Annotated in this window: 10 protein-coding genes; 5 read left to right on the top strand and 5 right to left on the bottom strand. The window is 62.8% G+C overall.

The features are described 5' to 3' along the window. Positions 1–81: 81 nt before the first annotated feature. The 4 genes from guaA (at position 82) to B7P44_RS10630 (ending at position 5,926) form a co-directional block, all read left to right on the top strand. Positions 82–1,701: a glutamine-hydrolyzing GMP synthase gene (gene guaA / locus B7P44_RS10645; RefSeq protein ID WP_084903719.1), complete on the top strand. Its 1,620-nt coding sequence runs from the start codon at positions 82–84 to the stop codon at positions 1,699–1,701. Positions 1,702–2,286: 585 nt separating this feature from the next. Then, positions 2,287–2,733, top strand: coding sequence for a DUF4231 domain-containing protein (locus tag B7P44_RS10640; RefSeq protein ID WP_084903716.1), 447 nt, complete (start codon positions 2,287–2,289; stop codon positions 2,731–2,733). Positions 2,734–2,913: 180 nt separating this feature from the next. Next, positions 2,914–3,966, top strand: coding sequence for a hypothetical protein (locus tag B7P44_RS10635; RefSeq protein ID WP_133118133.1), 1,053 nt, complete (start codon positions 2,914–2,916; stop codon positions 3,964–3,966). Positions 3,967–3,976: 10 nt separating this feature from the next. After that, a complete protein-coding gene (locus B7P44_RS10630; protein ID WP_084903710.1) occupies positions 3,977–5,926 on the top strand; it encodes a hypothetical protein in 1,950 nt (649 codons plus the stop codon). A 46-nt stretch (positions 5,927–5,972) separates the two neighbouring features. Here the strand turns inward: B7P44_RS10630 and B7P44_RS10625 are convergent, their stop codons facing one another. From B7P44_RS10625 to B7P44_RS10605, 5 genes are all read right to left on the bottom strand, one after another. Further along, the gene (locus tag B7P44_RS10625) at positions 5,973–6,734 is read right to left on the bottom strand and encodes a FecR family protein (RefSeq protein WP_133118132.1); all 762 of its coding nucleotides are present in this window, start codon (positions 6,732–6,734) and stop codon (positions 5,973–5,975) included. 163 nt (positions 6,735–6,897) lie between these two features. After that, positions 6,898–10,350, bottom strand: coding sequence for a WD40 repeat domain-containing protein (locus B7P44_RS10620; RefSeq protein ID WP_084903707.1), 3,453 nt, complete (start codon positions 10,348–10,350; stop codon positions 6,898–6,900). Between the two features lies 1 nt (position 10,351). Beyond that, positions 10,352–11,722 carry a toll/interleukin-1 receptor domain-containing protein gene (locus tag B7P44_RS10615; protein ID WP_084903705.1) on the bottom strand — a complete coding sequence of 457 codons (1,371 nt, stop codon included), beginning with the start codon at positions 11,720–11,722 and terminating at the stop codon, positions 10,352–10,354. Between the two features lie 361 nt (positions 11,723–12,083). After that, entirely contained in the window at positions 12,084–12,845 is a 762-nt protein-coding gene (locus tag B7P44_RS10610) for an SDR family oxidoreductase (RefSeq protein WP_084903701.1), read from the bottom strand. Between the two features lie 51 nt (positions 12,846–12,896). Then, positions 12,897–13,697 carry an SDR family NAD(P)-dependent oxidoreductase gene (locus tag B7P44_RS10605; RefSeq protein ID WP_084903698.1) on the bottom strand — a complete coding sequence of 267 codons (801 nt, stop codon included), beginning with the start codon at positions 13,695–13,697 and terminating at the stop codon, positions 12,897–12,899. 134 nt (positions 13,698–13,831) lie between these two features. Between B7P44_RS10605 and B7P44_RS10600 the strand changes: the two genes are divergently transcribed. Then, positions 13,832–14,779, top strand: coding sequence for a GlxA family transcriptional regulator (locus B7P44_RS10600; protein WP_084903695.1), 948 nt, complete (start codon positions 13,832–13,834; stop codon positions 14,777–14,779). The last annotated feature ends 49 nt before the right edge of the window (positions 14,780–14,828 follow it).

The following is a 14,828-nucleotide window of genomic DNA, read 5'->3' as shown; positions in this document are numbered from 1 at the left end:
CGACGCCGCCGTCCATGCTTTTGACGCAGCGCGCGATGCGCTGCTTTTCTTATCCGTTTGTTCTTCATCCCGTCCGCAGCCATGCACGACAAAATCCTGATTCTCGACTTCGGTTCGCAAGTCACCCAATTGATCGCGCGGCGCGTGCGCGAAGCGCACGTCTACTGCGAAATCCATCCGAACGACGTGTCCGACGACTTCGTCCGCGAGTTCGCGCCGAAGGCCGTGATCCTGTCGGGCAGCCACGCGAGCACGTACGAAGACCATCAGCTGCGCGCGCCGCAGGCCGTGTGGGATCTCGGCGTGCCGGTGCTCGGCATCTGCTACGGCATGCAGACGATGGCTGTGCAGCTCGGCGGCAAGGTCGAGTGGAGCGACCATCGCGAATTCGGCTACGCGGAAATGCGCGCGCACGGCCATACGCGCCTGCTCGACGGCATCGAGGATTTCACGACGGCCGAAGGCCACGGCATGCTGAAGGTCTGGATGAGCCACGGCGACAAGGTTGCCGAGCTGCCGCCGGGCTTCGCGCTGATGGCGTCGACGCCGAGCTGCCCGATCGCCGGCATGGCCGACGAGGCGCGCGGCTACTACGCGGTGCAGTTCCACCCGGAAGTCACGCACACCGTGAAGGGCCGCCAGATCATCGAACGCTTCGTGCTGCAGATCGCCGGCGCGAAGCCGGACTGGATCATGCGCAACCACATCGAGGAAGCCGTCGCGAAGATCCGCGAGCAGGTCGGTGACGAGGAAGTGATTCTCGGCCTGTCGGGCGGCGTCGATTCGAGCGTCGCCGCTGCGCTGATCCATCGCGCGATCGGCGACCAGCTGACCTGCGTGTTCGTCGACCACGGCCTCCTGCGCCTGAACGAAGGCCAGATGGTGCTCGACATGTTCGAGGGCCGCCTGCATGCGAAGGTCGTTCACGTCGACGCGTCGGAGCAGTTCCTCGGCCACCTGGCCGGCGTGACCGATCCGGAAGCCAAGCGCAAGATCATCGGCCGCGAGTTCGTCGAGGTGTTCCAGGCCGAGGCGAAGAAGCTGTCGAAGGCGAAGTGGCTCGCGCAGGGCACGATCTATCCGGACGTGGTCGAATCGGGCGGCACGAAGACGAAGAAGGCGACGACGATCAAGAGCCACCACAACGTCGGCGGCCTGCCGGAAACGCTCGGCCTGAAGCTGCTCGAGCCGCTGCGCGACCTGTTCAAGGACGAAGTGCGCGAACTGGGCGTCGCGCTCGGCCTGCCGCCGGAGATGGTGTACCGCCATCCGTTCCCGGGCCCGGGCCTCGGCGTGCGGATTCTCGGCGAAGTGAAGCGCGAGTATGCGGACCTGCTGCGCCGCGCGGATGCGATCTTCATCGAGGAGTTGCGCAACACGACCGCGACCGCGCAGGATGCGGCGGCGGGCCTGTGCGGCGAAGCCGATATCGGCAAGAGCTGGTACGACCTCACTAGCCAGGCGTTCGCGGTGTTCCTGCCGGTGAAGTCGGTCGGCGTGATGGGCGACGGCCGCACGTACGACTACGTGACGTCGCTGCGCGCGGTGCAGACGACCGACTTCATGACCGCGCACTGGGCGCACCTGCCGTACGCGCTGCTCGGCCGCGCGTCGAACCGGATCATCAACGAAGTGCGCGGGATCAACCGGGTCGTGTACGACATCTCCGGGAAGCCGCCGGCGACGATCGAGTGGGAATGATCTAGACGGCTCCCAACTCGTTCCGGGTGCGCTGGTTTTTTCTTTGAAAACCACGGCACAGTTGGACGGTTGAAGGCCAGGCTCCCAAGGGCTGAGTTCCGTATTGCACGGAACTCAGCCCTTTCAATTTGCCTTTTCGCTTGCAGCAACGCATCGATAGCATGTCGTTTCATTGCACCAACATGAATCGAATCCGCGCTCATTGGTCAGCAATGTGTCAGCGCATTGAAAAAATATGCCGGCAAAATCGATGCCTAAGGAAACTGGCTGGACGCTCGGGAAAATGCTAGCTGTATCGGCCGATTGGAGTTACTAGCCTTACTACAACGAAGAATCCGATCGTCGATCCAATTAGACAAATGAAATTGCAACTTGCATTCCGCATTCGGTACACCGCGACCGACCGGCGAAATGATGACCAGCATGCTCTGATAGCGAAAGCGACTGACGTCACCGTGTGACGCGTTTGCGTGTCGTGCCGGCGGGAGCCATACCCGCTGAATTCTTCGTGCGTATGACCTGTCGCCGGGACCCGACGGAGTACTGATCAAGTTCCGGGATCAACACAATAAACGGAGCGCGCGAATGAGCGACGAGCGGACCGTGACGCTTGACCGTCTGGAAGATCAGATCAAATGGTATGACCATAAAAGCCTTTCGGCACAGCGACACTACAAATTGCTGAAACTGCTCCAGATGGTTACCGCCGCGGTGATCCCGCTGCTCGCCATCCTCTCTGTCGAACAGTGGCAGAAGGTGAACGCGACACTCGGTCTGTGCGTGTTGATCCTGGAAGGTGTCCAGCAACTCAATCAATATCAGCACAACTGGATTACCTACCGCTCGACGTGCGAATCCTTGAAGCACGAAAAATACACCTATCTCGCGTCGGCGGGTCCGTATGCGGGCGCCGAAGACCGATTGGCGACGCTGGCGGATCGCATCGAAGGGCTGATATCCCAGGAGCACGCAAAATGGGTTTCAACGCAAGAGCAGATGCGGTCGCCTCGGGGTCTCGACACGGCAGGTTGAAGCCCATGCGTCCTTGAAGCCCTCGGCGCTTTCCGCCACAGGCCGTACTGCTGTCTAACCCAAGCGAAGGCAATTCGCCCGGGGAGCGCCATGAGAATTTCTCGGAGTGTTGCCCCGTCGAATTGCCCGGTTCGGCGATCGTCTTGTGTGCTTGGGTACTCCAGGACGGCGTTTGGCGCAATGCTCGGCGCGATTCTCGGTGCAATTGCGGTCAGTAGCGCTGCGCATGCACAAGGACTCGGGTCCGGGGCGGCTGACGATGGCGCCACCAGCACCGCCGCGGATTGCGTATCGGGGAGCCGGGACGCGTGTGGCGCACCGGAAACGAACACCGGGCAGATTGCCGACGCGCAGACGGCGCCGGCAGCGAATGCCGCTACGTCCGACTCGCGTTCCTCACTGCCGGAACGCGCTGACACTTCCGGGCAGCCGCTTGGACTCGCCGTGAACGCAGGCCTGACCTACGACGATAACGTGTCGCGCGCGCGCGTTGCCGAAGACAAGCTATCGAGCCAGTCGCTCGGTGCAACCGCAAGCAAGGTCTTTCTCCTTCCGTTGAGCGGCTCGTGGCAAATCATGCTGAATGGCTTTGCCGGGGGCGACGCCGTGCGCACCTATACGAAATTGTCGCGCCTGTTTGTCGGTCTTCACGGCGAGATCCGCTATCGTCACTCGTCGTCTTTTTTTAGCCCGACGCTCGCGCTGTTTTCTCGCATCTCTGGAGAGGAGTACGGTTCCGATCTGCGCAGGGGCTATCGCTATTCCTTCGGCGCTTCAATAGAGCAGCCGCTGACGGATCGCATCACGCTGTCCGGATCCATTGCACACAATCGGCGCGACGCGAAAAGCGCCGTGTTCGACATCAGTGACAACGCGGTACGGCTCAACCTTGATTACGCGACCGTGGCAACGGGCTCGTTCTATGTGAGCGCGGAATACCATCTCGGCGATACGGTCTCGTCAGGACGGATGTCGCTTGCAAATGTCGATATCGCAGAGGTTTTCGTCCGGGACGACGCGTTCAACCGCAGCGATTTCTTCAGCTATCGAACCAGAGCCAGGACGGTGTTTGCCGCAATCGGCTATAGCTACCCGGTCGGCGAGAAAGGCTCGCTCGATTTTTCCTGGCGATATGCGCACGCGACGCCCACTGCAACACCGAATTTCCTCGGCGCGGGCAACTCACCCTATACCGACAACCAGTTCACGATCGCCTACCAGATGCATTTCTGAGGACATAGCCATGCGCTCAAATTGGCTCATCGGTTGCGCGGTGTTCGCGGTGGCGGCGCTCCTGCTGGCGGGGTGCAGCGGCGGGAGCAGCAACGACGTGTCTCCGGCGGCTCCGCCCATTGCCGCGCCGACGGGAGCCGACATGTTCCTCCTGTTCCCGAACCCGCAGGTGCAGCCTGACGGTTCGTTCCAGACCAATACCGACGCCTACGCCCAGGCTTACTATGCGGCGATCGATCCGACCAACGCGAAGGACACGTTGGACAAGTGGAAGGCGGCAAACGGCTTCGGCAGCGGAACGGGAACGGAGATGACCGCCGTATTCGGTGACGTTCGGGATCTCGGCTACGGCCGCCGTATGGTTGCCCGGGTCGATCCCGCTCGCCAGAGCATTGCATTTCTCGTCGAGAACTACCTGACCAGTCCTGGCGGATCGTACGGTTTCTCGAGCCTGAGCATGGACGCTGCGGTACTGAGCGATGCGCGCTGGCGCATCCATTACAACGCCATTGAATTCAGTCCGGGTCCTAACGGCGGTGTGCCGTTTGCGAAGTTCTACAATTTCGATCCCGTCACCGGGCAGCGGCAGCTGACGATCGATATGGATGGACGTGGCCGCAAGGCGATGCCTGCCGTCTGCTTCTCGTGCCATGGCGGACGCGCCGACGCGCTCACACGGGATATGAACGGAAATCCCGTGTTCGGTCACGTGCAGTACGCGCAGTCCCAAGCCGACGGTGACGCACAGGCCCGGCTGCAGCCGTTTGAAGTAGGGAGCTTCGATTTTTCCACCATGTCGGGACATACGCGTGTGGACTACGAAGCAATCCTGAAGGCGATGAACAAGTTGGTGCTATGCACTTATCCGGTGGCCGCGGGCGCGCCCGCCGGGCAAACCAATTGCCCGGATTATCCGGTGTTCAATCGCCAGGCCAACTCCAGCGAATGGCAGGGCAAGCCAGCCATGCTGATACGGAACGCATACGGCGGCAACGGTTTGCCCGCCGCCACCTATCTGGATTCGTATCTTCCTCAGACCTGGTCAAACGCGGGCCAGGGAGCGCTGTACCGCAACGTCGTCGCGCAATCGTGTCGTGCGTGCCACATGCTGCGCGGAAGCAAGGTCAGCGACGAAATCGACTTCGACGATTTCAAGGGTTTCGTGACGTACCAGCAGCTGATCAAGCACGACGTGATCGATCGCGGAACGATGCCACTGGCCAGGATCGTCTACGACAACTTCTGGAAGTCGGGCGAACCTGAATTGCTCGCCAGTTTTCTCGAGTCGCCGCCAAACGCCCAGGTCGTACGGGATGCAAGTGGTGCGGTTCTGCAGCCCGGGCGGCCGATCGCCGATCCCGGGCCGGACCGGGCGGTCAATTCAGGCCCGACCCGGTTGAGCGCCGCGGACAGCAGGTTCGCGGACACTTTTCGCTGGACCATTGTCGGCGGTCCGGCCGGTGGAGTGCTGAGCGATGCCAACAGTCCTTCACCCATCTTTACGCCGGGTGGGACAGGGCTTTACGTGTTGCAGCTCGTCGTGAGTCGCGGCACGGCAACAAGCGCGCCGGCGCAGTTGAGAATCAGCGTCAACGGCTCCGGGGTCACTGATCCGAGCCAGCTCCGCCTGGCTGATATCCTCGCCGTCCTGCAGGGCACGCAGACCAACCCGCGCTGTCTGTCATGTCATGGATTGCCCCCGCTTTCCGGGCTGATTCCCCCGCTCAACTACCAGGATCCTGTCGGCCTGTATCAGAACATCCGCAGCCGCATCAACTTTACCGACATCAACGCGAGCCCGTTGTTGCAGAAGCCCGCTGGACTCGAGGGCCACGGTGGTGGTCTTCAGAGCGGTTTCGACCTGTCCGGGCCGCCGACCCAGGCGAGCGCGATGCCCGTTGGGCGCGAATCCTACGATCTCCTTGTCAATTGGATCATGAATGGCGCGCCCGAGAAATAGCGGCCGTAGCGTGGTCTGCACCCACGCCTCGGCGTTGAAGGCCGCTTCACGGCGTGTAATTTCGCGTCGACGGCACGCCATACCGCGCATCCGGCAATGCCGGAAAGGATCGCGGCAATTCCCGTCCCACCAGCGTTTCGATCAGCGCGAGTTCCTGGTCGGTGTGGTTCTTGAACGGCGCGGGAAGAATGCTCTTTCCCGGATTCTTGTTGCCTGGAAGGATATAGAGCGGTCTGTTGTGATGCGTCGACACAACCGTGTCCGTGCTCTGCGGGTCATCCTTTGCGGCGACATTCGTAGCGCCATAGCAGGTACAAAAATACGTTTGTTCCGGGTCGGCTTCGAGATACAACCCTGTCCCGCGAATGCCGATTGATGCCGAGGGCGTCTCGATCCGAACCGGCCGCCCCGGAGCAAACACGGAAAGCAGCTTTCCGTTGAGCAGCTTCATGCTGCCGACGATTTCGGATGCCGGATCTCCAGCCGTTGCGGACAGCACGAGGTTGCTGTCGTTGCGCAGGAGCATCGACGTTTCGCCCACGACAAAGATGAGCTGGCTGCGAGGCCCGGTCTCCACCGTATCTCCGGGTCTGATAGGGGAGTCGACGGTCGCCGGCTTGCCGTTGATCTTGCAAGCGCCGTCAACGCTGTATATCGATTGACCCGGCGGGAGCTTGGCCGGCCTGCCGCCGAAAATGCCGGCGGCAATCGCATTGCCCGCACCTGTCGATGCGGTGAAAAATCCGGCGGCAAGCGCGCGGATCAGAATCCGTCGACGGGGGTCGTCCGCATCACCGAAACGTTGCATGGATGCTCCGCGTTCAGGGAGTGCTTCAGCTTGAAGACCTGGAATGTCGTGGGATGCATGGTATTTCTGTTGATTCTGCAAGCGGCGCGGAAGAGTGAGACCCATACGTGCCGCGCGCTTCGCAGTATTAAGGTAGGCCAAATAATGGCGTCATTCCAGGCATTTAATCGCACTTCTCAGGAGCAGGCAGTGATGCGCAGGTCTTGTGATAGCTGCCCGTGCGCACATATCTTTTCCACTCGTCGCAACTCAAGTTCCGATTGGCAATTCGGCAAGCTTCCGAAGTAGCGGCCGCCGGGTCGACGCGCCAAAGCATGATCTTGCTGTCAAGCCCTCCGGAGGCCACGTGTATGCCATCCGGGCTGAACGCAACACTCTGGAGCCGCTCGTCGTGGCCCTCCAGCACGGTCGCAACGGGTGTTTCCCTGTTCAGGTCCCAGACGATCACCTTCTTGTCCCAGCCGACCGATGCCAGTTGCGTGCCGTCCGGACTGAACGCAACGCCGAGCACCGGCTCGGAATGCGCTTCGAGCGTTGCCAGCAGGGTGTTGTCGGTCGTGTTCCACAGGCACACGGTGCCGTCCCAGCTCGAGGACGCGAGTCGGGTGCCATCCCGGCTGAATGCGACGCTCGAGACGGCATCGCCATGCTTCTCGAGTCTCGCGATCTGGCGATGGCTGTTGATGTCCCACAGGAGCACGCCGTGTTTCGCGCTCGCGATTGCCAGTGTCGTACCGTCGGGGCTGAACGCCACGGACAAGTAAGGGCCGGCCTGTATCGGCAAGGTTGCGGGCGGACGATGCGCGTTGACGTCCCAGATCGTGACGGCGCTTTCGCCGGCTCCGGCGACGAACCGGCCATCATGACTGAACGCAACGCCCGAAATCCTTCCACTCGATGCATCGAACGACTTCAACGGTGTTGCGTGGTCGAGGTCCCAAAGCGCTACCGTGCCATCCCAACTGCCTGACGCGAGCCATTTCCCGTCGGGACTGACGGCGATGCTGCTGACCATGTTCTTGTGCAGACGGGGTAGCGTTGCCACCCGCTTTCGGGTTTCGACGTCCCAAATGGTGATGGCGTTGTCGGAGCCTGATGACGCAAGATGCTTGCCGTCGGCGCTGAATGCAAGGCTCATGACCCGGCCGTCGAGGTCCTGCAGCGGCGCGGCGAATCGCGTATCGGGCAATTCCCACAAGATCACCGACTGGTCGGCGCCGGACGACGCAAGCCGTAGTCCATCCGGGCTGAACGCCGCCGAGAAGATCATTGCGGAATGCCCTTTCAGGGTGGCGGTGGGTGCGCCGGTCAGAATGTCCCATACGATCAGGCTCCGGTCCGCGCCGGCGGACACGATTCGCCTGCCGTCGGGGCTGAATGAAACGGCGTGAACCGCTGCCGTATGCCCGACGAAGAAGCGCACACCCGCATAGCTGTCGGTATTCAAGACGACCACGGAACCATTCGCACCCGACAACGCAAGGTACTTGCCGTCCGGGCTGAATGCGACGCTCAACACTTTGCCGATATGAACCGGAAGACTGCGCTGACGCGTGTTGTCGCTTAGCGCCCAGATGGCGACCGTTCCATCCCAGCTCGACGATGCGACCCGCGTGCCATCCGGACTGAAGGTGACGCCGGTCACCATGTCCGTGTGTCCGTCAAGCGTGGCAACAGGCCTGCCGCTTTCCACGCTCCAGATCATGATGGTTCGGTCCGCGCCGCCGGAAGCCAGCAACTTGCCGTCGGGGCTGAATGCGACGCTGGTGACGGTGCCTTGATGTCCTCGAAAGACGGCGACGGATTTGCGGCTATCCACGTCCCAGAGCGTCACGGTGCCATCCTCATTTGCGGAGGCCACTTGCCTGGCGTGCGGGCGGAACGCAACGCCGTAAACCTCCTCGCCATGCCCGGTCATGTTCGCAATCGGCTTGTGCTGTTCCACGTCCCACAGCATGACGCTGCCGTCGTAGCTGCCGGAGGCGAGCGTCTTGCCGTCCTCGCTGAACGCAACGCTGAATACGGGCTTCCGATGACCGTGCAAATACGCGGAAATAGCGGGTTGGCGAAGGAAGCGCGGGATGAAAGCCATCGCATCAGGCCGAGTGTTCGACATCCGCAGCGCCTCGAGGTGCAGCAACAAGGCAGTGTCGTACTGGCGGTTTTCGAGTTTGTCGGCGCTGGCGATAAGCGCATCGTGTTGGGTGCGCGTGCGCAACGCGTAGCTTTGCCGTACGGAAACGGCGGCGACGACAATCAGCGCGGCGGCGGACAACGCACCGACGAGCACGAAGAAGGAGTTGCGCCGGTTGACGCGCTGCTGGGCGAGGGCGGCTTGCTCACGTGCGTGCGCTGCCTGCTCGGCTTCGCTTGCACGACGGTTGTCCCGGCTATCCTTGACGACGCGCGTCAGCACATCGTGAGTCAGCTCGATGCGGCGAACGTCGCGCCGCTCGTCGATTCGCAACAGGCGGCGGCGCACCAATTGTTCGAGGCCCTGCGCGCTCACGCCGGGCCGAGCCAGTGCGTCGTCGAAATCGTAGCTGTCGCGATACCCGCGGTCGGTAATCAGTTCGTCTTCAACGAAGGCCCGCAAGTGCGGATCACAGCCGTCCATGCTGCGCGCATAGAATCCCGAGAGGATTTCGCCGTCGGCGCGTTCGATCAGGTCAAACGTAATGGACTCGCGCGGCGGACGGCTTTCACGCCGCTTGCGATTCAGTTCGCTGCACATCACGCTGAGCAGGGCAGGGTCGATTTCGATGCGTTCGAATTCCGATCGATCGACGGGGGGCGTGGCCTTGTTCTGCCAGGCCAGACGAATGATGCTGCGCGCGCTTTCGTCGTTGACGAGATGCCCGCCGGCTTCGGTGACGACGCGATACGCCTGCGCTCCGTCCATCGCCAGCAGCCGAAAGCGGTTGTACATGAGCGATGGTATCTGCTCCTTCAAGCTCTCGACTTCAGCGAGGAAGTCCTCGCGAAAGCTCAGCAGGAGTTTCGCGCGAGACCGCTTGAACTCGAAGCGGCCGGCATGCGAGGGATCCGCCTCCAGTGCCTGCGCGACCGTCTCCGGCGGATGGTTTTCGACCAGGTTGCCGAGCGAGGCGACGAACTGCGCCAGGCGATTTCGCGACCCGTCGGCATCCAGGCCTGACGTGAATATTTCCTCGAACTGGTCGAGCACGATGACGGGCGTGACCGGCCGATTGCGTGCGCTCCAGAATTCGACGTCGCGCCGGTGAAAGAACGACCACAGGCTCTCGTCGGCCACCGGTTGCGTGGCGTGCACGTGATAGGCCTCGCATTCCGTCTGTAGCGTGCGAAACACCTGCTCGGTGAGGGGCGGCGCATTCTCGGCATGATCCAGACGCACGTAGACGGGCAGGTAGTCGTGATCTCGCAGCAGCGGAAAGAGCCCCGCTTTGAGCAGTGACGTCTTGCCCAGTCCCGACCGGCCGAGCAACACGGTCAGGTTCTCGCGCTGAACGAGGCGGTAGAGTTCGCGCGACTCGACGGTCCTTCCGAAGAAGTAGGCGCGATCCGCCTCGTCAAAAGGATCCAGGCCGGGCCACGGATTGTCCGGTGTCAGCGCCTCGCGTCCGGGGCCGAGCATGTCAGGTCGCCTGCTGTCTGCGATGGAAATCGCGCACCAGCTCGACGAGTCGATTGGCCGATTCGGATGTCAGCGTTCCGCCGGAAAGGCGCATGGCCTGCGAGCGCTTGAACGTGTCGGGCAGCGCATCGGCGACGTCGATTCGCGTGTCGTCGATCACGATAGGTACGATGAATGTCTCATCACGCGACATTCCGCTGGCGATATCGTGCGCGTAGTTCCATTCCCGCCAGAAATAGCGTCGATGGTTTCTTTCGCTCAGCGCCTCATGCGATATGACCGGCGCGAACAATGAACATCGTTCGACGCCTTGACGGATCATGTGCGCCCAATCGTCGCCGGCGTGCAGGGCGGCCTTGTCGAACCAGACGTCCAGCCCGGCAGCCTGGAGTCCGCTCGCGAGGCGTTCTGCGGCCCCGATGTTTTCGCTGGCGTAGCTGATGAAAATGGCGCCCTGTGGCACATGCACGGTGTCAGGAATCCTGGACGATTGCGGTGGATCGTGCGCGTCGACGGGGTGGAGCTCGCGCCAACGCCGCGTCAGTTCCGACACGAAGGCGTGAGCCGTAATGGGAACCACGCGTGTTTCATGGCTGTAGTTCTTGAGAAAGAAGGTGAGATCCGCCTCGTTCTGGATCCGGTCGTCGACCAGGACCTCCCAGCGCCTGCGCTTTTGTGAAAGCTCGACGCTCCGCACCGCGCGAATGAAAAAGCGCGTCAGCCAGTCCTGAAAGCCACAACCGAGAAACAGCAGGTGATGGCGGCGCAATTCGTCGAACAGGAACGCCGGCTGGCGCTGCTTGTCCTGCATCGCATGGACAAACTCCAGCAGATCCTCGTCGCAGATCACGAATTCCGGGGAACAGGATGCGCGCCCGAGCAAATGGAAGACGAGGGGCCTCGTCAGCTCGGCCTTCGAACAGGTCATGTCCCGCAGGGCATTCGGCGCGTAGCTGATCTGGTCGGCGCGCGATCCCGGATGGGCTGCCGCCAGCGCATCCGCGAGCAGGGAATCGCAAGTCAGCGACACGTATAAATTGAAGCGGGAAATGCTGGCGAGATCGCTGAGCAATTCGCATGGGCTCAGCGCGGCGTTCCGGACGATGCTGAAGATTCTCGGATACAGTTCCTCGCGGTCGCCGCCCGTACTCAAGTGCAAGGAGACGACGTCGTTCAGCTGAAAGCGCTCCGGCAGCCCGGCGACCGGCAGGTCAAGCACCTGCTGTAGCCGCCTGGCAATCCAGCGACCGATCGGGAGGTCCACGCCGTCGTCGTAAACCGTCACCAGGTCAGGACCGATCACGGGGATGACGCGGCTTTCCTCGACAAGGAGGAGGAGATCTTCCCAGAACCGCTCGTGAGGATCGATCATCTGACGCTCACCCTGTTTGGCGGCCGCCTGTGCGCGTTAACCAACGGCGGCCGGTAAGGTGTCGATTGCCATTCGGAATTCCGCGCCAAACAAATCACTGTCTGCGAGCGCTTTACCCAGGAATTGAACCCATTTTTTAATATATCAATCCGGTGGACCGTCATCGTCAGCACAAACCCTGATCGTACTGTTTGACGCGGGCCTATGGCGCCGAGTCGACCTGAAGTCCGTGTACCGCGGGCATCACGACGCATCCTGCAACACGTCCCCATGCCCGGCGAGCGTGCCGTCCTCGATCCGCACGATATCCGGGGCGATCAGCGTGGTCGCGCGCGGCGCAGGCGCCGCGCGCGTGCAGCCGTCATGCGACAGGAATCGGGTTGTCGACGATGAACTGGTTGAACTGGTCGACGAACGCATGCTCGTTCGGCCCCGCGTTATCGCGCAGCGGCCGGGCAGCGTCGACGACGATCTCGGTCGTGGCGGTTTCCAGCAGCGTCATCGTTTCGGCGATGAACGCGTCGAGCGGCATCGCACGCGGGTCGCCGCTCTTGAGAACGAGATCCGTGTCGACCCACGGCGGTGCGATCTCGAGAACGCGGACACTCGTGTTGCGCAGCATGAAGCGCTGCGACAGCGTGTACGAGTGGATCGCGGCCTTGGTGGCCGAGTACAGCGCGGTCGCCGCGAGCGGCACATAGGCGAGCACCGAGCTGTTGTTGATGAGGGTCGCCTCGGGCTGCCGCTTCAGATGCTCGACGAAGGCGGCGCTCACGCGCACGGGGCCGAGCAGGTTCGTGTCGACGAGACGGAGGGCCTGATCGTCGTCGAGTGGGCCGCCGGCGTCGTCGAACGGCATGATGCCCGCGTTGTTGATCACGACGTTCAAGGCCGGATAGCGTTCGATCAACTCGCTGGCGACCTCGCGAATCCGCGCGGCGTCGCTCACGTCGAGCTCGACGGTGTCGATGTCGGGATTCAGCTTCGAGATCTCGTCGAGCAACGCCTTGCGCCGGCCCGCAACGATGACCTTGTTGCCGCGCCGGCTGAAGGCTTCCGCCAGCGCGCGACCGATGCCCGACGTGCCGCCGGTGATGAAGAGGGTGTTTCCGCTGAGTTTCATGTTCGGCGTTCCTTGTCAGGATGGATCGGGTGCGGGGGCGATTGCCGCGATTTATCGCGCCGTCGCGTAGCGCGGTGCGGGCGCGTTGGTCGACAGATGCGGGGCCATCGTTTGCCGCGCGGCTTCATAGGCGTCCCACTCTTCGCCGGCATGCAGCGACGGGATCGTCACGAGTTCGCGACGGTCGAAGCCCGTCAGCGCGGCGTCGACCATGTCGGAGGCCGACATGACGATCGCCTTGGGCAGGTGCTCGAGCGGGAGGCCGCCGGTCTCCCAGAAATCGGTGGCGGTCGCGCCGGGCAGCACCGCCTGCACCTGCACGCCCTTGTCGGCGAGCTCGTGATGCAGCGACTGGCTGAAGGCGAGCACGAACGCCTTGCTGCCGCCGTAGACGCCGTTGAGCGTTTCCGGCGAGATCGCGACGATCGACGAGATGTTGATGACGGCGCCCTTGCCGCGCGCGACGAAGCCCGGGACGGCCGCATACGTGAGGCGGGTGAGGGCGGTGACGTTCAGGTCGATCAGCCGCGTCATCGCATCGACGTCGCTGTCGAGGAGCGGCGTATGCGTTCCCACGCCCGCGTTGTTGACCAGCAGCGTGATGCTGGCGTCCTGTTTCAGTTTGGCTTCGACGCCGGCGAGTGCCGCGCGGTCGTTGAGGTCCGCGGCGATGATTTCCACGCTGCGGCGCGTGTCGTTCGTGATGCGCTCGGCGAGGGCCGCCAGCCGGTCGCGGTTGCGCGCGACCAGGATCAGGTCGTAGCCGCGGCGTGCCAGCCGGTCGGCATAGATCGCGCCGATACCCGTCGACGCGCCGGTCACGACGGCCGTACCTTGATGTGCTTGAGCCATGATGTCACTCCGTTCCGAAGGGGTTGGTGAATGCGTGAGTGCATTCTGGCTTCGATTCGGCGCGACGGAAATGACGTAGATGGGTATGATTCAGGACATGGCTTGACGGCTTTGACCGACACGGGAGAACGGAGATGCACCGGATTGGCTTCCTGATCAGCGACGGTTTTCAGATCATGGCGCTCGCGCCGCAGTCGGTGTTCGAGTACGCGAACATGGTGGCGGGCGACGCGTTCTACGCGCTCGAGAACTTCTCGGTAGACGGCGGCGAGGTGCGCTCGTCGCTCGGCGTGGCGGTGGGCACGCGGTCGTTGCGCGGAAAGCTCGACGTGGACACGTGGATCGTCGCCGGGGTCAATGATCCGCTCGATTCGCCGCCCCCGGGAAAGCTGCTTGCGTACCTGCGCCGGGCGGGCCATCGCGCGAGGCGCATCGCCGGGATCTGCACCGGCGCATTCGTGCTCGCGGAAGCGGGCCTGCTGGCGCAGCGGCGCGCCACGACGCATTGGGCGTTCGGGCGCGACATGCAGAAGCGCTTTCCGGACATCCGCGTCGAGGAAGACCGGATCTACATCGTCGACGGGCCGATCTGGACGTCCGCCGGCATGACGGCCGGCCTCGACCTCGCGCTCGCGATGGTGGAAAAGGATCTGGGGGCGGAGGCGGCCCGTTCGGTCGCGCACAAGCTGGTCATGCACCAGCGGCGGGCCGGCGGACAGTCTCAGCATTCCGAAATGCTGGAGCTCGCGCCGAAATCGGACCGCATCCAGAATGCGCTGAACTATGCGCGCCAGAATCTGGGCCGCCCGCTGACGGTGGAGGAACTGGCCGAGACGGTGCATCTGAGCCCGCGCCAGTTCAGCCGCGTGTTCACGCTCGAAACCGGACAGTCCCCGGCCAAGGCCATCGAAAGGCTGCGGCTGGAAGCCGCGCGGCTGATGGTCGAGCAGAGCCGGCATCCGCTCGACGTCATCGCGAGGGAGACCGGCTTTCGCGATCGCCGCCACATGCGCGAAGCCTTCATGCGCGGATTTGGCCTGCCGCCGCAGGCCGTCCGGCGCGATTCGCGCCTGGACGACTGAAAAAACTTCCGGACCGGCATTCGTCGGTTTCGATGCCGCGCGGTCGGTT

The sequence above is a fragment of the Burkholderia ubonensis subsp. mesacidophila genome (genome assembly GCF_002097715.1).
GTDB lineage: Bacteria > Pseudomonadota > Gammaproteobacteria > Burkholderiales > Burkholderiaceae > Burkholderia > Burkholderia mesacidophila.
Note: the sequence above shows the minus strand (reverse complement) of the source record. Positions and strands in the feature narration are given on the sequence as shown.

Coding starts and splice junctions, on each gene's coding strand:
- guaA (WP_084903719.1), top strand. CDS start 82: ATGCACGACAAAATCCTGATTCTCGACTTCGGTTCGCAAGTCACCCAA.
- B7P44_RS10640 (WP_084903716.1), top strand. CDS start 2,287: ATGAGCGACGAGCGGACCGTGACGCTTGACCGTCTGGAAGATCAGATC.
- B7P44_RS10635 (WP_133118133.1), top strand. CDS start 2,914: ATGCTCGGCGCGATTCTCGGTGCAATTGCGGTCAGTAGCGCTGCGCAT.
- B7P44_RS10630 (WP_084903710.1), top strand. CDS start 3,977: ATGCGCTCAAATTGGCTCATCGGTTGCGCGGTGTTCGCGGTGGCGGCG.
- B7P44_RS10625 (WP_133118132.1), bottom strand. CDS start 6,734: ATGCAACGTTTCGGTGATGCGGACGACCCCCGTCGACGGATTCTGATC.
- B7P44_RS10620 (WP_084903707.1), bottom strand. CDS start 10,350: ATGCTCGGCCCCGGACGCGAGGCGCTGACACCGGACAATCCGTGGCCC.
- B7P44_RS10615 (WP_084903705.1), bottom strand. CDS start 11,722: ATGATCGATCCTCACGAGCGGTTCTGGGAAGATCTCCTCCTCCTTGTC.
- B7P44_RS10610 (WP_084903701.1), bottom strand. CDS start 12,845: ATGAAACTCAGCGGAAACACCCTCTTCATCACCGGCGGCACGTCGGGC.
- B7P44_RS10605 (WP_084903698.1), bottom strand. CDS start 13,697: ATGGCTCAAGCACATCAAGGTACGGCCGTCGTGACCGGCGCGTCGACG.
- B7P44_RS10600 (WP_084903695.1), top strand. CDS start 13,832: ATGCACCGGATTGGCTTCCTGATCAGCGACGGTTTTCAGATCATGGCG.